The sequence below is a fragment of the Caballeronia sp. GAWG1-1 genome (assembly GCF_023631465.1).
In the GTDB taxonomy this organism is placed as follows: domain Bacteria; phylum Pseudomonadota; class Gammaproteobacteria; order Burkholderiales; family Burkholderiaceae; genus Caballeronia.
This window is the reverse complement of record NZ_JALQDB010000028.1, coordinates 1-18,165: the sequence shown is the minus strand read 5'-3', so window position 1 is coordinate 18,165 and position 18,165 is coordinate 1. Positions and strand designations below refer to the sequence as shown.

The 18,165-nt window shown below is 63.2% G+C and carries 17 protein-coding genes; 5 read left to right on the top strand and 12 right to left on the bottom strand.

From position 1 onward, the window contains the following. Positions 1 to 29: 29 nt before the first annotated feature. The 4 genes from NCT03_RS16495 to NCT03_RS16480 all read left to right on the top strand — a co-directional run bounded on the left by NCT03_RS16495 (position 30) and on the right by NCT03_RS16480 (position 2,671). Positions 30 to 1,058 carry an aldo/keto reductase gene (locus tag NCT03_RS16495; RefSeq protein ID WP_244828706.1) on the top strand — a complete coding sequence of 343 codons (1,029 nt, stop codon included), beginning with the start codon at positions 30 to 32 and terminating at the stop codon, positions 1,056 to 1,058. 118 nt (positions 1,059 to 1,176) lie between these two features. Beyond that, a complete protein-coding gene (locus NCT03_RS16490; protein WP_250466581.1) occupies positions 1,177 to 1,791 on the top strand; it encodes a LysE family translocator in 615 nt (204 codons plus the stop codon). 316 nt (positions 1,792 to 2,107) lie between these two features. Further along, positions 2,108 to 2,278 carry a hypothetical protein gene (locus NCT03_RS16485; RefSeq protein WP_244828708.1) on the top strand — a complete coding sequence of 57 codons (171 nt, stop codon included), beginning with the start codon at positions 2,108 to 2,110 and terminating at the stop codon, positions 2,276 to 2,278. A gap of 231 nt (positions 2,279 to 2,509) precedes the next feature. Further along, complete coding sequence (locus tag NCT03_RS16480; RefSeq protein WP_035967564.1) at positions 2,510 to 2,671, top strand: DUF1328 domain-containing protein; 162 nt, start codon at positions 2,510 to 2,512, stop codon at positions 2,669 to 2,671. A 78-nt stretch (positions 2,672 to 2,749) separates the two neighbouring features. Here NCT03_RS16480 and NCT03_RS16475 read toward each other — a convergent pair whose 3' ends face one another. The 8 genes from NCT03_RS16475 to NCT03_RS16440 all read right to left on the bottom strand — a co-directional run bounded on the left by NCT03_RS16475 (position 2,750) and on the right by NCT03_RS16440 (position 12,743). Further along, complete coding sequence (locus NCT03_RS16475) at positions 2,750 to 3,868, bottom strand: diguanylate cyclase (RefSeq protein WP_284503312.1); 1,119 nt, start codon at positions 3,866 to 3,868, stop codon at positions 2,750 to 2,752. Next, entirely contained in the window at positions 3,865 to 4,896 is a 1,032-nt protein-coding gene (locus NCT03_RS16470; RefSeq protein ID WP_250493166.1) for a chemotaxis response regulator protein-glutamate methylesterase, read from the bottom strand. The genes NCT03_RS16475 and NCT03_RS16470 overlap by 4 nt, the downstream gene beginning before the upstream one ends. A gap of 16 nt (positions 4,897 to 4,912) precedes the next feature. After that, positions 4,913 to 7,351, bottom strand: coding sequence for a hybrid sensor histidine kinase/response regulator (locus NCT03_RS16465; protein WP_250493165.1), 2,439 nt, complete (start codon positions 7,349 to 7,351; stop codon positions 4,913 to 4,915). Continuing rightward, positions 7,348 to 8,064, bottom strand: coding sequence for a chemotaxis protein CheW (locus tag NCT03_RS16460; RefSeq protein ID WP_250493164.1), 717 nt, complete (start codon positions 8,062 to 8,064; stop codon positions 7,348 to 7,350). The genes NCT03_RS16465 and NCT03_RS16460 overlap by 4 nt, the downstream gene beginning before the upstream one ends. Next, a complete protein-coding gene (locus tag NCT03_RS16455; RefSeq protein WP_250493163.1) occupies positions 8,061 to 9,377 on the bottom strand; it encodes a CheR family methyltransferase in 1,317 nt (438 codons plus the stop codon). Before NCT03_RS16455 ends, NCT03_RS16460 begins: the two co-directional genes overlap by 4 nt. Continuing rightward, a complete protein-coding gene (locus tag NCT03_RS16450) occupies positions 9,374 to 9,841 on the bottom strand; it encodes a chemotaxis protein CheW (protein ID WP_250493162.1) in 468 nt (155 codons plus the stop codon). Before NCT03_RS16450 ends, NCT03_RS16455 begins: the two co-directional genes overlap by 4 nt. A 13-nt stretch (positions 9,842 to 9,854) precedes the next feature. Continuing rightward, on the bottom strand, positions 9,855 to 11,495 hold the full coding sequence (locus NCT03_RS16445) for a methyl-accepting chemotaxis protein (RefSeq protein WP_250466572.1): 1,641 nt from the start codon (positions 11,493 to 11,495) through the stop codon (positions 9,855 to 9,857). A gap of 138 nt (positions 11,496 to 11,633) precedes the next feature. Beyond that, positions 11,634 to 12,743: an MBL fold metallo-hydrolase gene (locus tag NCT03_RS16440; protein WP_502800383.1), complete on the bottom strand. Its 1,110-nt coding sequence runs from the start codon at positions 12,741 to 12,743 to the stop codon at positions 11,634 to 11,636. Positions 12,744 to 13,172: 429 nt separating this feature from the next. Between NCT03_RS16440 and NCT03_RS16435 the strand changes: the two genes are divergently transcribed. Then, entirely contained in the window at positions 13,173 to 13,508 is a 336-nt protein-coding gene (locus tag NCT03_RS16435) for a hypothetical protein (protein WP_244828716.1), read from the top strand. 58 nt (positions 13,509 to 13,566) lie between these two features. On the opposite strand, the gene xylB is transcribed toward NCT03_RS16435, so the two are convergent. The 4 genes from xylB to NCT03_RS16415 all read right to left on the bottom strand — a co-directional run bounded on the left by xylB (position 13,567) and on the right by NCT03_RS16415 (position 17,919). After that, complete coding sequence (gene xylB / locus NCT03_RS16430; protein WP_250493160.1) at positions 13,567 to 14,334, bottom strand: D-xylose 1-dehydrogenase; 768 nt, start codon at positions 14,332 to 14,334, stop codon at positions 13,567 to 13,569. Positions 14,335 to 14,347: 13 nt separating this feature from the next. Further along, a complete protein-coding gene (locus NCT03_RS16425; RefSeq protein ID WP_244828718.1) occupies positions 14,348 to 16,132 on the bottom strand; it encodes an IlvD/Edd family dehydratase in 1,785 nt (594 codons plus the stop codon). Positions 16,133 to 16,222: 90 nt separating this feature from the next. Beyond that, complete coding sequence (locus tag NCT03_RS16420) at positions 16,223 to 17,221, bottom strand: LacI family DNA-binding transcriptional regulator (RefSeq protein ID WP_250493159.1); 999 nt, start codon at positions 17,219 to 17,221, stop codon at positions 16,223 to 16,225. Between the two features lie 53 nt (positions 17,222 to 17,274). Further along, on the bottom strand, positions 17,275 to 17,919 hold the full coding sequence (locus NCT03_RS16415; RefSeq protein ID WP_250466566.1) for an SEN1982 family lipoprotein: 645 nt from the start codon (positions 17,917 to 17,919) through the stop codon (positions 17,275 to 17,277). Between the last annotated feature and the right edge of the window lie 246 nt (positions 17,920 to 18,165).

The window sequence follows — 18,165 nt, the reverse complement described above, 5'->3', positions numbered from 1 at the left end:
GACCGACAACCGAATGAGGACACGCAACAATGGAATATCGACATCTAGGCGCTTCGGGCTTCAAGGTACCCGTGCTGAGTTTCGGCACGGGCACGTTCGGCGGCAAGGGCGAGTTCTTTCAGGCCTGGGGCGAAACCGACGTCAGCGAAGCGCAGCGGCTCGTCGACATTTGCCTCGACGCGGGCGTGACCATGTTCGACACCGCCGACATCTATTCGGGCGGCTCGTCGGAAGCCATCCTCGGCGAAGCGCTCAAGGGCCGGCGCGACAAAGTCATCGTCTCGACCAAGGCGACCTTTCGCTTCGATAAAGACGAGCCGAACAACGTGGGCTCGTCGCGCTTCCATCTCATCCATGCCGTGAACGATGCATTGAAGCGCTTGCAGACGGACTACATCGACATCTTCCAGCTACATGGTTTCGATGCGAAAACGCCCGTCGAGGAAACGCTCTCCACGCTCGACGATCTCGTGCGCGCGGGCAAGATCCGCTATACCGGCGTGTCGAATTTCTCGGGCTGGCATCTGCAGAAGTCGCTGGATGTCGCGGACCGTTACGGCTATCCGCGCTATGTCGCCAATCAGACCTACTACTCGCTGATCGGGCGCGACTACGAATGGGAACTGATGCCGCTCGGTATCGATCAAGGCGTGGGCGCGGTGGTGTGGAGTCCGCTCGGCTGGGGGCGTCTCACGGGCAAGATCAGGCGCGGTCAGCCGCTGCCCGCGTCGAGCCGTCTGCATAAGACCGCCGACATGGGGCCGCCGGTGCCGGAAGAACATCTGTATCGCGTGATCGACGCGCTCGACGCCATCGCCGAGGAAACCGGCAAGACCATTCCGCAAATCGCGCTTAACTGGCTGCTGCAAAGACCGACGGTGGCGACCGTACTGGTCGGCGCGCGCAATGAAGAACAGTTGCGGCAGAACCTCGGTGCGGTCGGCTGGAACCTCACGGCGGAACAGGTGAAGAAACTCGACGAAGCGAGCACGGTGAAGCCGCCGTATCCGTACTGGCATCAGCAAGGATTTGCGGAGCGCAATCCGTTTCCTGTCTGATAGCTCTCGTTGAAGGCGCTCGTACCGTACCGGAAAGCCTCTGACGTTTTGTACCGGTACTGTACTGCCATCTTTCCCTACACTTGGTGCGATAGATTTTTTGTTTGCGGACTGCACCATGCCAATCGACTTCCTGAACGCCTTGCCCGCCGCTGCCCTCTTCGTGATGGTGACGAGCATCACGCCCGGTCCCAACAACACCATGCTGCTCGCGTCGGGCGTCAACTTCGGCCTGAAGCGCACGGTGCCGCATGTACTCGGCATCAGCGCGGGCGTCGCGCTCCTGATGCTTGCAGTAGGGCTCGGGCTTGCGCAAGCCTTCGAGCGGCTGCCGTGGCTCTATACGGTGCTCGAAACCGCAAGCGTGGTCTATCTGCTGTATCTGGCGTGGAAGATCGGAACGTCGTCGTCCGTGCAGATGCGCGACGGCGAGCGCCGCCCCATGCGCTTTTACGAAGCCGTCGCGTTTCAATGGGTCAATCCCAAAGCGTGGATGATGGTCCTCACCGCCGCGACGACCATCCATCTGCATTCGAGTCTCTCGCTCAATGCCGGGCTGATGGCGCTCCTGTTCGTCGTGATCGGCATGCCGTGCATCGTGGCGTGGGCGGCTTTCGGCATGTCGTTGCGGCGCTTCCTTTCAAGACCGCGCTGGTTGCGCGCGTTCAACATCACCATGGCCGTGCTGCTCGTGTGCTCGCTGTATCCCATCGTCGCGCATTTCTTCGCCTGAGATTTGCTTTTCGAGCGCGGCGCTAAACATCCGATGATCTTTTAATTGCCTCTTTGCCGCGCCGCCGGACCGGTGCATACTGATCCGACGCGCCGGCCGCGCAATTCTTGCCGTCCCCCTTGCAAGTTTGGGACTGCGTCTTTTCCCGGTGGTCGACATCGGTCGACATCGACCCATTGCCGTTTCGAGCGATCGCGCATTCACCCTTAAGCGATTCGTTAAGGCGGCTCTTGCCGGCGTGCACGTGCCTCGACTGGCACCGTTCACTCGCGCCAATTCCCGGCGCGGCTTCGAAATCCGTTCAAGGAGTCATGCCATGTCTGGAGCCAACCGCCCATCCGGTCCCGCCACGCGTAAATCTCTCGACCTGGCCGATCAGATCGAGCGCGACGAAATGGAGAACAACCTGCCGGATGCGCTAAACGAAGTCGACGACGAAGACGATCTCCAAGACGAAGCCGATTCCAATCGCGCGCCAGGCAGCTAGAGCGCATCGACATTTCACATATGGAAGCGCGTTACTCGACGCCGCGAGCAGTGCTCGCGGCGTTGTTGCATTTACACGCAGACATGGTCTTAGGCACATTGGTTGCTCAGGTCCTCGTGCCGCGTCGAACATTGAACAAAAGCGCGGCATGAACCGATGAGCGATGGCGGCGACGATGTCAGTCCGCATGCGAATCAAAAACCAACCAATCGTGTCCCCGTGGGAGGCTTCATGCTCCGTTACGCTGTCATTTTTTTCATCATTGCGCTCATCGCGGCCTTCTTCGGCTTCGGCGGGATCGCAACGGGCGCGGCGGAAATCGCCAAGATCCTGTTCTTCATCTTTATCGTGATCTTCCTCGCTACGCTCTTGCTCGGCGTGTTCAGGCGATGACGAAAGCGTGAGCCCAAACGAAAACGCGCGGATCTTCGGACCGCGCGTTTTTGCTTCCGGCTTTGCTTTTTACACCAGTCAACCGATGATCACGCGATTGCGTCCATCGCGCTTTGCACGATAGAGCGCGAGATCGGCCGATTCGACCAGTTGTTTCGAAGCGTTTTCGTCGATCACGTCCTGCGTCGCGCCGCCGACACTCACGGTCACGAAGTCCGTGGCCGATCCCGCATGCGGCACTTGCAACGCCTCGACCGCGATGCGAATCTTCTCGCCGAGCAGCCGCAAACCCGGCGCCGATGTCGATGGCAACACCACCGCGAATTCCTCGCCACCGAAGCGCGCGGCCAGATCGGCCGGACGATTCAGACTGGTTTCGATGGCATGCGCGATAAGCTTCAACACATCGTCGCCGGCGACGTGTCCGTAGGTATCGTTATACGACTTGAAGTTGTCGACATCGATCATGAGAAAGCCGACCGATGCGCGATCGCGCGCCGCACGACGCCATTCGGCATCGAGATAATCGTCGAGTCTTCGACGATTCGAGAGTCCCGTGAGACCGTCCGAATGCGTGAGGCGCTGCAATTCCAGATTCGTTTCCAGGAGCTTTTGCTGCGACTGTCGCAACGCGCGATACGCTTCGTCGCGCTGCAGCAAGTTCTGATACGAACGCGAGTGATATCGCACGCGCGCCACCAGTTCGATGGTATCGGGCAGCTTCACGAGATAGTCGTTCGCGCCCGCCGCGAACGCCGCGCTCTTGATACGCGGCTCTTCTTTCGTCGAAAGCACGATGATGGGAATGTCGCGCGTAGCCGGATGTTCGCGGTACTGGCGCACGAGCGTGAGTCCATCCACGCCGGGCATCACGAGATCCTGCAGGATCACGGTCGGCCGCGTTTCGCGCGCGACGGCAAGCGCGCTCGCGGGATCGGCGCAATAGTGCAGATCGACATTCGGTTCGTCGGCGAGCGCGCGGCGCAGTGCCTCGGCGATGATCGCCTGATCGTCCACGAGCAGCACCATCACCGGCAAGTCGGCGGCAGGCGGCGCATTGAGCGCCACCGCGAGCAGTTCGGATACGGCGCGTTCATGGGCCAGCGAGCGCGCGCTCGCCTGCTCGATGCTCTGAGCCGCGGCGGCCGTTGCGCGCTTCACGCGTTCGGCGAGCGGATCGGGATGAGGGAGCTTCATAAACGTGTCCTCGGAAATGTCGTTATACGCGCTTCTTTTTCTTTGTCGAAAGCTTGCGCGAGTGCGCCCGCAATGCGCGGCAGCGGCAGGATCGCGACGGCGGCATCGAGCGCGGCGGCCGCTTTCGGCATGCCGTAGACGGCGGACGTTGCTTCGTCCTGCGCGATCGTGTGATAACCCTTGGCGCGCATCGCCTTGAGACCGATGGCGCCGTCGCGTCCCATGCCTGTCAAGAGTACGCCGACCGCGCGTCCGGTCCAGCGTTCGACCACGCTCTGAAAGAACACATCGACGGATGGCCGGTACGGCAACGCTTCGGGATGCGCGGTGTAGCCGAGATGCGTGGCATCCGTGAAATGCAGATGATCGTTGGTCGCCGCGAGCAGCACGACGCCGGGCGCGGGCACGTCGCCTTCGCGCGCAATGCGCACCGGCAGCGCGGATTGACCGCTTAACCAGTCCGCCATGCCTTCGGCGAAGGCGCGGTCCACATGCTGCACGATAACGGTCGCGGCGGAGAAATCTTCAGGCAATGCGCCGAGCAAGGTCGCGAGCGCCGCCGGGCCGCCCGCCGATGCGCCGATTGCAAGCAGCCGTGATTGGCTCTTGGGCGTGGCCGTCATGGTCATCGAAGGCGCGAGCCGTGCGCCGATCTGATCGATCTTCGCGATGAGCGCCGCTGCACCGCGCCGCGCATCGGCACCGGCGAGCGCGGGGGTATCGACGGCATCGAGCGCGCCCGCGCCCATCGCCTCATACACGCGCCACGTGTTCGCGCCGATATCCACCGTGACGACGAGAATGGCGCACGGCGACTTCGCCATGATGTGACGCGTGGCCGCCACGCCATCCATGTTCGGCATGACGAGATCCATGAGCACGACATCCGGCGTCTGCGAAGCGCACAGGTCGACAGCCTGCCGGCCGTCGCTTGCAACCCACAGAATCTCGAGGTCGGGGCGAATGGCAAGCGCGCGCCGCAACGCTTCGACCGCGAGCTGCATGTCGTTGACGATACCGATCTTCATCGCGCGCGCTCCGTGGTCATGGCTTCGCCTCGCCGATGAGATCGCGCACCGCGTCGAGCAGCGCCTGATCGTGAAAACTGCCCTTGGCGAGATAGTAATCCGCGCCCGCATCGAGACCGCGCTGGCGATCTTCCGCGCGGTCCTTGTACGACACGATCATCACGGGCGTGCGCGCAAGTTGCGCGTCGCGTTTGATGAGCGTCACGAGCTCGATGCCGTCGAGACGCGGCATGTCGATATCCGTGATGACGAGATCGAAGTGCTCGCCGCGCACCGCGTTCCAGCCGTCCATGCCATCCACCGCGATGGCGACTTCGTAGCCGCGTGATGCAAGCAGCTTGCGTTCGAGCTCACGCACGGTGAGTGAATCGTCGACCACGAGCACACGTTTCGCGCTTGCTGCCGTCGTGTGTAACGCGCTTCTATCGACACGGCCGAGTTCGCCGCCCGCCACGAGCTTTTCGACGGAGCGCAGCCAGTCGTCGAGATCGGCGATGAGCAGCGGGTCGCCGTTTTCCATCAACGCGCCCGCCGCGATGTTGCGCACCTTGCCGAGCCGTTTGTCGAGCGGTTGCACGACGAGCATACGTTCGCCGAGAAAGCGGTCCACGACGATGCCGTAACTCGACGCGCCCTGCCCGATCACGACGACATCGAGCGCGTCGTTCGCGGCTTCGAAGCTCGGCGTCTGCAAGATTTGATGTGCCGTCACGAGACCCAGCCGCTTGCCGTCGAAGGCGAAATGCTGCTGACCTTCGAGCGTATCGATAGCGTTCGCCGGCAGCACGAGCGTGCGCACGACATGCGCAAGCGGCAAGCCATAGGGCTCGCCCGCGACTTCGACGATCAGGCTGCGAATGACCGACAGCGTGATCGGCAACTGCAGCACGAAGCGCGTGCCGGCGTGGGCATCCTGCGTCACGCGCAGACTGCCGCGCACTTGCCTCACGACGTCTTGCACGGCGTCGAGCCCGACGCCGCGGCCGGATACATCGGTGACGGCGTCGCGCATGGTGAAGCCTGGCAGAAAGAGGAATTCGAGCAGTTCCGCCTCGGAAAGACGCGCGGCCGTGTCTTCGCTTGCAAGGCGTTTGTGCACGACGTTGCGGCGCAATGCATCGAGGTCGATACCGCCGCCATCGTCGGATACGCTGATGAAAAGCGCGCCCGCGCTATGCCGTGCCTCGAGCGTGATAGTGCCGATTTCCGGCTTGCCGAGCGCGCGTCTCAGCGATGGCGCTTCGATGCCGTGATCGACCGCATTGCGCAGCAAATGGCCGAGCGGCGCGTCGAGCAAATCGAGGATATCGCGGTCCACTTGCGTGGTTTCGCCGGCGATCACGAGGCGTACTTCCTTGCCGAGCGAGCGTGCCACGTCGCGGACCATGCGCGCAAAGCCGCCGGTTGCATCGACGAAGGGACGCATGCGGCAAGCGAGCGCTTCGTCGTAAATCTGTTGCGCGAGATGCGTCGAGCGGCGGTCGTAGTTTTCGAGTTCGGCGAGCCGCTCGCTCAGTTGCCGATGCGCTTCGTTCGTCAGGCGCCGGGCTTCGTCGAGCGCGGCCTGTGCGCGCGCGTCGAGTGGCGCGCTGTCGGCGAAGGTGTCGTGCAGGCGTTCGAGCGCGCGGCTCGCGTCATGCTGAATGCGCTTCACGCGCAGCATCGATTGCGAGAAAGGCTTGAGCCAGCGCGATTCGACGAGCGTCTCGCCGGAGTGACTCAACAGGCGGTCGAGAGTTTCGGCGCGCACGCGAAGCATGCGGGCTTCGGTTGGGCGGGATGCTTCTTGCGACGCTCGTGGACGATGCGTTTCGGCGCTTGCGCGCAGCGTGTGGGCTTCGTCAGAACGCGATGTGAGATTCGATTCATCGCTTGCGTGAAGCGCGTGAGCTTCGTTCGAACGCATTGCGGAATGCGTATGATGCGGTGTGTGCGAACGAGGCCCATCGTTTGCACGATCGCGCGACGAAACATCATACGTTGCGCCTAGGCGAAGTCTGTCCGTCTCATCCGCCGTGGACGTTGCCAACGCCAACTCGCGCGATCCATCCGAATCACCCACCAAACGCGCATTCAACCCCTCGACAAACGCATTCACCTCACTTTCCAGCGTCGTCTGCGCGTCGATTTCTTCCGCCTGACCGATCCGCACGATCATATCCACGCCGCACAAGAGCATGTCGATATAGACCGCATCGAGCGTCACGCGCGCTTCCTGCGCCGCGACGAAGCAGTCCTCCATCACATGCGCGAGCGTCACGCCGACCGGCACACCGACGATGCGCGCCGCGCCCTTAAGCGAATGCGCCGCGCGCATGCACGCTTCGAGCGTGACCGGATCGTTCGGCGCGCGTTCCAGCGCGATGAGGCCATCGGAAAGAATCTGCGCCTGCGCGCGCGCTTCCTCCTGAAACAGGTCGAGCAGCGAGCGGCGTCCGGGATCGGCACTCGTCATCCGAGACTCCAGTCGAGACTGTCGATGAGACGTTCGGCATCGAGCAAGCCGACGGTCGTATCCTTGAACGGCGCAAGCGCCTGCGTATGCGACGCATGACGTTGCGCGAGCGTCGCGGGCACCGGCTGCAAACGCGCGGCCGAAAAGCGATGCACGCCATCGACGGCATCGACGGGAAAAGCGAGCGGCCCTTCGCCATCCGCGTCCGCGTCATCCCGACGCCGCTGAACGACGAGCAGACGGCCGAGTTCGCGTGCATCGACAACTTGCGATTTCGAAACCGCTTTCGCCACGCTTTCCTCGATACCGAAGAGACGCGCCAGCGACACGCATACCAGCAAACGTCCACGCACGTTCACGACGCCGAGCACCGCGCGGTTACGCCGATGCGGCAACGTATGCACCGGCCGAAGTTGCGCGACCTGCGCACAACACGCGGTCGGCAAGCCGAGCCATTCGCCGCCGATGCGAAACACGAGATACGAAACGGCATCGGCTGCGTCGCGCGTTCGTTTTGCGTCGCCCTTGAAGCGCTCGACGACCGAAACCGCATCGACACGATCGAGCACGCGCGCCGCCGCCGACTCATGGACCGGGCAATTGCGGCAATGCACGTAACGTTCGAGCTTCGGACACGAGCCGTCGCCGCGCACGCCGATGCGGTTCCAGCAGTCGTCGATGACATCGGGAATGAGCGGCGTGCGGGCGTTCATCGCGCGCTCTCGGCGCTGCGTTCGGCGCGAGCCAGCATGATGCGCGCGCGGTCCGTGTCGCCATCGAGTTGAAGCAGCGCGGCAAGATGCGTGAGCGCTTCGCGATGCGTCGGATCGAGATAAAGCGCGCGGCGATAATGCGCGCGCGATTCGTCGTGCGCGTTGCGGGCATCGGCGATCACGCCGAGCAGATAGTACGCATCCGCGCTTGCCGGGTGCTTGTGCAACCACCCGCGCGCGATGGATTCGGCTTCGATCAGCGAACCGGCATCGGCGAGAGCGTGGGCTTGCGCGAGCGTTGACGTTGGCGTTGGCGTCGAGGCCGGCGCCAACGCCGGATTGACGCTCACCGGTGTCGAGGTTCGATGCAACGCCATTGCAGGCGCTGCAAACGCCATCGGCTTCGACACGGATACCTTCGACGAGTCCACACGCGTAGCGCCTCGCGCCCATGCAGGCATGACGAATTCGCCGGATGCCGCGGGCTTTAGCGGAGGAGCGGCATTCACGATCTCGCGCTCGGGCCTTCTGAACGCGAAAGCCAGCGGAATGTTCGCGGGACTCATGCCTTCGCGCATCAGGAGACCCGTTTCAGCAGGTCCGATAAAGAGCATGCCGCCATCGGCCAGCAAGCTGTCGAGGACGCGCAACGCGGCGCTCTGCGTCTCGCGATCGAAGTAGATCAGCACGTTGCGGCACAGAATGAAGTCGAAGCGTTCGAACATGCGCGCATCGAGTTGAAACAGATTGGCTTGCGTGAAGCGCACACAGCGCGCCATGCGCTCGTCGAGCTGCCAGCCGTCTTCGGTCGCGCGAAAATGCCGGTCACGAAAACCCAGCGCGCGGCCACGAAACGCATTGCGTCCATAGTGCGCGCGGCGCGCATGCGACAACGCGCGTTCGCTTACGTCGATAGCCTCGATGACGAAGCGGTCCGCCGCGATGCCTGCATCGCTCAAGGCCATCGCCACCGAATAGGCTTCCTCGCCCGTCGAGCAGGGCAGGCTCAGCACGCGCACGGGGTTCGAAGGGCGCTCCGACAGACGAATGCGCGCAAGCCGCGCGAGCGCCGTATAGACCTCGGGATCGCGAAAGAACCACGTTTCAGGCACGACGACCGCTTCGATCAGTTCCTGCAACAGCGCGGGATCGTTCGATACGGCGTGGTAGTAGTCGTCGAGCGTCACCGCGCGCGATGCATCGAAGCGCTCGCGCACCGCGCGCATTACCGCGTTCGTGCCGATAGACTCGGCGTCGAGCCCGATCGTCCGATGCAGCAGCTCGGTAAAGCGGCGCGTGTTGTCTTCGTTCATGATGTGCTCTCGGCAAAGAGCAACGCCTGCACGTCGAGCGGCAACAAATGTTCCATGCGCACCCATTGCAGCAGGCCTGCTTCATCGCGCGCGACGGGACCGAGATAGCGTGCGTGCGGCGTGTCGATGCCCGCATCGGCGAACGCGGCGGTATCGAGCGTGACGGTGCGGGTTGCCTGTTCGAGCACGAGACCCAGTCGATGCGTCGTCGAATCGCGCGCGCCGTCGCGCTTGTATGCGACGAGCGCGAGCCGCGTCGACAAGCGTTCGCGCGACGCGCGCCCGAGCGCCAGCGCTGCGACATCGATCACGGGCACGGGCGCGTCTTCGTAATCGAACAGGCCCGCAACCCACTCCGGCGCGCCGGGCAGCGCCTTCAACGGCGCGAGCGGCAACATGCGCTCGATCTGCGCGCTGTCGAGCAGATAGCGATCGGAGCCGAGCGTGAACTGGACGAAGAGCATGGCGCGCGCCGCTTTACGCGGCCACCTTGAAGCGCGATACGCCGGTACGCAGACCGTTTGCGACATGCGTCAGGTCGTCGATGGCCTGAGTCGATTGACGCAACGACTCCGCCGTCTGCTGCGCGGCTTCCGACAATTGCGAGAGCGCCTGCGAAATCTGGTCCGCGCCGGCTGCCTGCGTCTGCATGCCTTCGTTGACCATCGACACGCGCGGCGCAAGCGTCTGCACTTGATGGATGATCTGCGACAGTTGCCCGCCCACTTGCTGCACGTCGAGCATGCCCCGCCGCACTTCCTCCGAGAACTTGTCCATGCCCATCACGCCCGCCGCGACGGAAGACTGAATCTCCTTGACCATTTGTTCGATATCGAAGGTCGCGACCGCGGTTTGATCCGCAAGACGCCGAATCTCGGTGGCCACCACCGCGAAGCCGCGTCCGTATTCGCCGGCTTTTTCCGCTTCGATGGCCGCGTTCAGCGAAAGCAGGTTCGTCTGATCCGCCACCTTCGTGATGGTCGCGACGACCTGATTGATGTTGCCCGCCTTCTCGTTGAGGATGGCGAGCTTGCCGTTCACCGAACCGGCCGCTTCCATCACGTGCCGCATGGTTTCCTCCATGCGCGTGAGTCCGGCGTGACCCGTGCCCGCAAGCGTCGCCGACTGTTCCGCGACGCCCGACACTTCGTTCATCGTGCGTACGAGATCGCGCGCCGTCGCGAAGATCTCGCGTGACGTCGCGCCGATTTCCGTCGTGGTTGCGGCAGTCTCGCTCGCGGTCGCTTGCTGCTCGCGCGCGGTGGCGGCGATTTCGGAGACCGATGTCGTCACTTGCAGCGCAGACTTCTGCGCCTGCCCGACGAGCCCCGTGAGTTCGTCCGTCATGCGGTTGAAACCCGCTTCGAGCGTGCCGAACTCATCGGCGCGCGCGAGGTCGAGCCGCTGCGTGAAATCGCCCGTACGCATCTTGTCGACGACATCGACGAGACGCAGCATCGGCACGGTCAGCGCGCGCATCAGCAGAAAGCCGAGCACGGCGGCCGTGGCCAACGCCACCAGCATGATGACGACGAGCGTCGTCTCCGACTTGCCCACCGAATGACGGATGCTCTTGACCGAACTCGTGTTGCTCGCCTCGTTGTAGTCGACGAGCGCGCGCGCCGCGTTTTGCCCCGCTTCCCAGACTGGCGTCAGGCGCGTGTTGAACACCGTGGCGCCGGCTTGTTTCGAATCGATGAGACCGCGCAGCGCTTCGTCCTGCAGCGGCGCGTAGAGCGCGCGCTGATGCCTGAATTCGTCGAAGATGCGGCGCTCGTCTTCTTCGTGGACGGTCGGCGCGTAGTTCTCGATGAGCTTGTCGAGCGTCGCGCGCGTTTGCGTCAGACGGTCGCTATCGCGGCGAATGAGTGCCTCGTCGCTATCGGCGAAGACCAGGCGTTGCGTCACGGCGTAGCTTTCGAGCCAGGCCGCGCGCAGATCGTTGGACAGCGAAAGACCGACCATCGAATCTTCTTCGAGGCTTTTCGCCTCGCGGTCGATACCGCCGAGCAGCGTATAGGACAGCGCGGCCATGACCAGCATCAGGAAGAGAATGACGCCGAAACTCGCCAGTATGCGATGCCGGATGGACAGATGCTTCACGCGATGAACCCTCATGTGTAATCGATCGGCGCGGACCGTATGAAACCGCGTCGGAAGGCGTCACGAGCATTGAATCGTTTGCGGCGCGCGCGTTCTGACTGCGCGCGGCGTCCAACGCACCATGCACGGTATATGCCAGTGCAGTTGACTGGGTTAACGGCTGATTGCGGCGGCGCTTGAGGGGGAGGAATCGAGACGGATCATTTCGCCGTGTTTGAGCACGGTGAAGGAATCGGCGGGCAGGCCCGCGCGGCGCACGGCATCGGCGAGCCGGCGCGGCGGCTCGTCGAGCGGCTCGTCGGTGAGTTCGAACGTGCCCCAGTGGATGCCGATCGCCTTCTTCGCCTGCACGTCCTGGAAGATCCGCACGGCTTCTTCGGGGTCGACGTGCTGGCCGTGCATGAACCAGCGCGGGTCGTACGCGCCGATGGGAATGAGCGCAAGGTCGAAGCCGCCGAAGCGCGCGCCGATATCGCGAAAGTCCGGCGAATAGCCCGTGTCGCCCGCGAAGTAAAACGAAAACGGATGCGCCGCGCCCGCCGGCGTCTTCACGACCCAGCCGCCCCACAGCGTTTCCGCGCGGTCGAAGGGCGTGCGCGCCGACCAGTGCTGGCTCGGCACGAACCAGATATCGAGGCCGGCAACATGGGTTTCGTCGCTCCAGTCGAGTTCTTCCGCGTTCTGGATGCCGTCGTCGTTCATCCACTTCTTCACGCCGAGCGGCACCAGAAAGCGCGGCGGGCCGCCCGCCTGCCGGTTGAGCGCTTCGACGCTCGCCTTATCCAGATGATCGTAGTGATTATGCGAAATCAGCACGATAACGATATGCGGCAACTCGTCGAGTGTGAGACCGGGCGGCGTCTTGCGCTTCGGACCCGCGAACGAGAATGGCGACGCGCGTTCGGAGAACACCGGATCGGCGAGGATGTTCACGCCGTTGATTTGCAGCAGCGCGCTCGCGTGGCCGATCCACGTGAGCGTGTTCTCCGTGCGATTGGCCTTGAGCCAGGCGATGTCGGGATGCGCCATCGGAAATCGATAGCCGTTCGCGGGCGGCTTGGGAAGACCCTGCCGCAAGCGCTCCCAGCGCCACTTCAGAAGCGACTCGTGCGGCAACTGGCCGTAGTCGTTCTCGAAACCGGACGCGGTGTGCTTTGCGTGATGCAACGGCTGCGGCTGGGTTTGCGCATCGGTCTTCGCGGTGCTCGTGCTCGCTGCCTCCTCGCTCTGCGCGACCGTGTTGCCGGAGCAGCCGGCCAGCATGGCGAAGGCACATACGACGGCGCGCGGGCCGTGCTGTCCTGCATTGAACAGACTCGCGAGGATACGGCGCATGAGTTGACCGGTTGAGCGCATCGGGCTTTAGGCCAGGCCATGCGCGGTTGGCGGCTTCTTAGGCTTCGCTATGAATTAAGCACGCCGGGCAATTGATTCTACGGAATGTAGAAAAATTTGTCTTTTCGCTCCGGCAGGTGCTGTCTGGATGAAGCCGCATGTATTCGTCTGCCTTATCCCACAAGGCGGGACAGCGAAATAGAAAAAGTAGGCCCACTTCTTGCGGTAAACCGCTCCGAACGTCGGCACAGGCGTCACGAAAAATCCAAATAGACCATCGGTGGCGCGCGCTCGTTTCTCATCTAGCAGTTCAGGACCGAGCGCGCCGTACACCGCACTTTCGAAACCGGGGGCCCGATGATGGGCAGTAAACAACGCAGTCACGCTGCACGCACGTTCAATCCGCAACTTTTCTCGATGCACGCCATGCTCGTGTCGCGCAGCGCCTCTCACGTGGCGAGTGCACTGCAGGAGCCCGGGCGCGATGCCGCGCTGGCCGAAGGCGTCGCGGATTTCATCGCCCATTGCGGCCATACGGGCCTCGGGCTCTTCCTCGCGGCCGTCTGGCATTGGCTCGATGAACGCGGCTACTACGACGCGGCCGAACGCGTGCAGCATTACATCGAAACCAGCAGCGTGCCGAAGGTGAAGGCGACGCCGCGTGCGATGCGTGGGCGCGACGCGCGGGTGTGAGGTGCCGTGTACGTTACGTTACGGGCAGACGACACATGGGACGTCCTTGCCGTAACGCTCAGGTTCCAAACCATCCCGCATCGACAAAATAATCGCGCCCCGTGCAGCGCGCCGCATCGTCGGATGCCAAAAAGAGCACCATCCGCGCGACGTGTTCCGGATCGATCCGCTCGTGCAGACACTGCTGCGCGAGAAGCGCGGCCTCGCTGTCGGGCGATTGCCACAGCTTCATCTGACGCGGCGTTCGCACGGCGCCCGGAATCACGGTATTCACGCGAATGCCGTGCGCGCCGAGATCGCGCGCCAATCCGCGCGTGAGGCCTTCGATAGCCGCCTTCGCCGTCATGTAGAGCGTGAGTTCCGGCAGCGCGAGATGCCACGAAATCGAACCCATGTTGATGATCGAGCCGGCCCGGTTCGCGCGCATGCTCTTGGCCGCCGCCTGCGCGCAAAAGAACTGATGCCGCAGATTCACGGCCATGCGCTCGTCCCAATACGCGGCGCTCACGTCGTCCCATCGATGGCGGTCGTCGTTGGCGGCGTTGTTGACGAGCGCATCGAGCGGTCCCGCCGCCGCGATCATGTCGTCGAATATGGCTTCGATGGCGGCCGTATCGCGCAGATCGCAACGGTAAAATTTCGGCGCGTGCTTCTCGCTGGCGAGCGCCTGTTCGAGTTCGCGCGCGTCGGTTTCGGCGACATCGATGAACGACACGCGCGCCCCTTGCTTCGCGAACGCCTCGACGATGGATGCGCCAATTCCGCTGCCGCCGCCCGTCACGACGACATGTCGGTCTACGAGGCTCGGATAGATTGCATAGGCCATGAGCGTCTCCTCTTCAGTGCGAATGACGCGGATTGCCGCGCGTCTCGATCACCTTCAAATACAAGGTCGCGGGCTCGAGACACCCGCCCGTCGACAACTGCCCCACCGTCTGCCGATACAACTCCTGCCACGGCGTTTGCGCGGGCGGCGTGGCGAACGCGGCATGCGTGCGGCGGCTTTCGAGTTCGCCTTCCTCGATCAGCACGTTCACCGAACGCGCATTCAGGTCCACGCGAATCCGGTCGCCCGTGCGCAAGAGCGCGAGACCGCCGCCGACGGCCGCTTCCGGCGACATGTTGAGAATGGACGGACTCGCCGACGTACCGCTTTGCCTGCCGTCGCCGAGACAAGGCAGGGAATCGATGCCGCGCTTGATCATTTCCGCAGGCGGCGCCATGTTGACCACTTCCGCGCTGCCCGGATAACCCACCGTGCCGCAGCCGCGAATCACGAGAATGCAATGCTCGTCGATGTTCAACGCGGGATCGTTGATGCGCCGATGGTAATCCTCCGGTCCATCGAAAACGATGGCGCGCGCTTCGAACACGTTCTCTTCGCCCGGCTTGCTGAGATAGGTCTTCGTGAAGGCCTCGCCGACCACGGACATCTTCATGATCGCGCTGTCGAAGAAATTGCCCGACAGCACCATGAAGCCCGCGCCGTGCTTGAGCGGATCGTCGGCCGTGCGGATGACTTCGCGGTCGGCGGCGGGCGCGTCGTCCGCGATTTCGCCGATGCTGCGGCCCGATACCGTCCGACACGCGCGCTCGATGAGACCGGCCGCATCGAGTTGCCTGAGCACGGCCGGCACCCCGCCCGAGCGATGAAAGCTCTCGCCGAGATACTCTCCAGCAGGCATGCAGTTCACGATCAGCGGCACGTCCTCGCCATAACGCTGCCAATCCTCCAGACTCAATTCGATACCGATATGACGCGCAATCGCGATCAGATGCGGCGGGCAATTGGTCGATGCACCCAGCGCCGACGCCACGACGATCGCGTTCTCGAAAGCCTCGCGCGTCATGATCTGCGATGGCCGCAAGTCTTCGCGCACCATGTCGACGATGCGCTTGCCCGTCGCATACGCCATCTGACCGCGCTCGCGATACGCGGCGGGAATGCTCGCGCAAGTCGGCAGCGACATGCCGAGCGCTTCGGCGAGGCTGTTCATGGAGAGCGCGGTGCCCATGGTGTTGCAATGGCCGATGGACGGCGACGATGCGGTCGTGAGTTGCATGAAGCCTTCGTAATCGATCTCGCCTGCCGCAAGCAGATTGCGTGCATGCCAGATGACCGTGCCCGAGCCGACGCGCTTGCCTTCGTACCAGCCGTCGAGCATCGGCCCGCCTGACAGCACGATGGCCGGCAGATCGACGGTCGCCGCTGCCATCAGACATGCGGGCGTGGTCTTGTCACAGCCGGTCGTGAGAACGACGCCATCGAGCGGGAAGCCGTGCAGCACTTCGACGAGACCGAGATAGGCCAGGTTGCGATCGAGCGCGGCGGTCGGACGGCGGCTTTGCTCCGCGAGCGGATGCACGGGGAACTCCATGGGAATGCCGCCCGCATCGCGAATACCGGCTTTCGTGCGCTCGGCAAGCTCGATATGGTGGCGATTGCATGGCGCGAGATCGCTACCCGTCTGAGCGATACCGATGATCGGCCTGCCCGATTGCAGTTCCTCGCGCGTAAGGCCGTAGTTCATGAAGCGCTCGACATAGAGCGCGGTCATGTCGGCGTGCGAGGGATCGTCGAACCATTCCTGGCTACGTAGACGGCGAGTTGGATGCTGGGGCATGGGGTTGTCTCCGTGGTTTTCGATTGCGTTATGTTACCGGTAACACGGGCGGGTTGTTTATCGCAGCGTTCGAGCTACTTCGATATGCGCCTAGGCACTCTCGCGCGCCAATACCGAATAACCGACGCGTACCTTCTTGCCAATGCTCTCCATCATTCCGCGATCGCGCGCTTCGATCGCTTCGAGCAGCGTCGCGCCCGTGCGCGAACCGATGCCGTAAGCATCGACGGAAACGGTTGTGATCGACGGCGTGCAGCACATGGCGACTTCGAAGTTGCCGAAACCCGCAATGGCGATGTCCTGCGGCACGCGAAGCCCGCGCCTGTGGCATTCCATTATCGCGCCGAACGCGGACATGTCGCTCACGCACATCACGGCTTGCGTATCCGGCCATGCTTCGAGCAGCGCGGCCATCGCAGGGCCGCCGTGGCTCATTGTGATCGGCGAGTCGCCTAGCCGGATGACGCGGGTATCGTCGAGACCGAACGCCTTCATCTGCGAACGAAAGCCCTTGAGCCGGTCGAGGCCGCGCCTGTCCAACTCACTCGCGCCACCCAGAAATCCGATGCGTTGATGGCCGCGTTCCGCGAGATGGCGCACCATCGCGCGCGCGGCGCTGACGTTGGAGAAACCGACGGCGGAATCGATCGGCTCGGCGGGCGCATCCCACATTTCCACGACAGGTACGCCTGAGCGGCGCAACAAAACGCGGGCGGCGTCCGTGTGACGCGAGCCGGTCAGAGCGATGGCGCGTGGTTGGTGACGCAGCATCGAACGCACGATGCGTTCTTCGCGCTGCAAGTCGTAGTCGGTATCGCCGATCAGCAGTTGCAAGCCATGCGGTTCGAGCGACGCGGACAGACCGCGCACCGTATCGGAGAAGTTGGAGCTTGCGAGCGACGGCACGAGCACGGCAACGAATTCCGACCGCCCGGATGAAAGCGCACCGGCGGCGGCATCCGCTACATAGCCGAGTTCTTCGATGGCTTTCTGCACGCGCTCACGAGTCGCCAGGGCAACGCTGTGTCCCGCGAGCACGCGCGATACCGTCATTTTCGAGACGCCCGCGAGCGCCGCTACATCGGACATGCGCGGCGGACCCGATGGCGCGTCGTCGCTCGGCCTGGCTTGCGCGAAGTTCCTCAATCCACGCGCACCCAGCCATCGGTACGCTGTTCGAGCGTGACGTGCAGCTTGGTCTCGCCCGCTTCGCGATCGGCGGCGGTCAGGTCGGGGAAAGCGCGCTTGATGTCGCGGTCGTCGACCCACGACGCGGGATTATCGAGCTTATAGGTGTAGGTGACGTCCGAACGATGCGCGGTGGGATCAGGCTCTGTCCAACTGACGACCTTGTCGAGCTTGACGTGCGCGTAGCACAGCATCCAGACACGGGAATCGCTGGTGGCGTTCGGGTCGCCAGCCGGACGCGTGGTTTCAACCGCGTACTTTTGCCCTTCGCCCGTCAGGCTATATGCAATGCCATTTTGCTTGGCATTGGCATTGGCGGGCGTCGCCGCGGAGCGCGCGATAAGTCCGCTTTTTTCGAGCGCCGCGAGTTGCTCACGCAGCGCGGCGCCGGAATATTCGTTGAGATCGCGACTCGTATAGGCCGATGGAAATGTGTACGGGCCACGTCCACTGCGATTCAGACACAGAAGCCCGCGATCTGTTTTCATATCGGCAGAAATGGCGTCGCCCAGACTGGACTCGCTCGCATCGTTCTTCTTGCCGCAGGCTGCGAATAGCAGCGAGACGCTCACGGCGGCGATCAACAGACTCGTTCTCATATGCGCTCCAGAGGTCAGCCTAATCGTTCGGCATGGACAACCTTGCGTTGCCATTCTACCGACAGAATCACAGCCTTCGAAGCTTATAACGTGCCTGACGCTATTGGATGCGTTGACGTCGTGTTCTCTCGCACGCCATGCGCCGCAGAAATGCAAAAACCCCACCTGTTTGGGGGTGGGGTTTTTGTTGCTGCATGAGGAGCCTGACGATTACCTACTTTCACACGGGAGATCCGCACTATCATC

Excerpts from the sequence above, each read along its gene's own strand:
- NCT03_RS16465 (WP_250493165.1), bottom strand. The coding sequence starts at position 7,351 with ATGACGAGTGCCGATCCCGGACGCCGCTCGCTGCTCGACCTGTTTCAG.
- NCT03_RS16460 (WP_250493164.1), bottom strand. The coding sequence starts at position 8,064 with ATGAACGCCCGCACGCCGCTCATTCCCGATGTCATCGACGACTGCTGG.
- NCT03_RS16435 (WP_244828716.1), top strand. The coding sequence starts at position 13,173 with ATGATGGGCAGTAAACAACGCAGTCACGCTGCACGCACGTTCAATCCG.
- NCT03_RS16485 (WP_244828708.1), top strand. The coding sequence starts at position 2,108 with ATGTCTGGAGCCAACCGCCCATCCGGTCCCGCCACGCGTAAATCTCTC.
- NCT03_RS16420 (WP_250493159.1), bottom strand. The coding sequence starts at position 17,221 with ATGTCCGATGTAGCGGCGCTCGCGGGCGTCTCGAAAATGACGGTATCG.
- NCT03_RS16415 (WP_250466566.1), bottom strand. The coding sequence starts at position 17,919 with ATGAGAACGAGTCTGTTGATCGCCGCCGTGAGCGTCTCGCTGCTATTC.
- xylB (WP_250493160.1), bottom strand. The coding sequence starts at position 14,334 with ATGGCCTATGCAATCTATCCGAGCCTCGTAGACCGACATGTCGTCGTG.
- NCT03_RS16470 (WP_250493166.1), bottom strand. The coding sequence starts at position 4,896 with ATGAAGATCGGTATCGTCAACGACATGCAGCTCGCGGTCGAAGCGTTG.
- NCT03_RS16425 (WP_244828718.1), bottom strand. The coding sequence starts at position 16,132 with ATGCCCCAGCATCCAACTCGCCGTCTACGTAGCCAGGAATGGTTCGAC.
- NCT03_RS16475 (WP_284503312.1), bottom strand. The coding sequence starts at position 3,868 with ATGAAGCTCCCTCATCCCGATCCGCTCGCCGAACGCGTGAAGCGCGCA.
- NCT03_RS16480 (WP_035967564.1), top strand. The coding sequence starts at position 2,510 with ATGCTCCGTTACGCTGTCATTTTTTTCATCATTGCGCTCATCGCGGCC.
- NCT03_RS16445 (WP_250466572.1), bottom strand. The coding sequence starts at position 11,495 with ATGAGGGTTCATCGCGTGAAGCATCTGTCCATCCGGCATCGCATACTG.
- NCT03_RS16455 (WP_250493163.1), bottom strand. The coding sequence starts at position 9,377 with ATGAACGAAGACAACACGCGCCGCTTTACCGAGCTGCTGCATCGGACG.
- NCT03_RS16440 (WP_502800383.1), bottom strand. The coding sequence starts at position 12,743 with ATGCTGGCCGGCTGCTCCGGCAACACGGTCGCGCAGAGCGAGGAGGCA.
- NCT03_RS16495 (WP_244828706.1), top strand. The coding sequence starts at position 30 with ATGGAATATCGACATCTAGGCGCTTCGGGCTTCAAGGTACCCGTGCTG.
- NCT03_RS16490 (WP_250466581.1), top strand. The coding sequence starts at position 1,177 with ATGCCAATCGACTTCCTGAACGCCTTGCCCGCCGCTGCCCTCTTCGTG.
- NCT03_RS16450 (WP_250493162.1), bottom strand. The coding sequence starts at position 9,841 with ATGCTCTTCGTCCAGTTCACGCTCGGCTCCGATCGCTATCTGCTCGAC.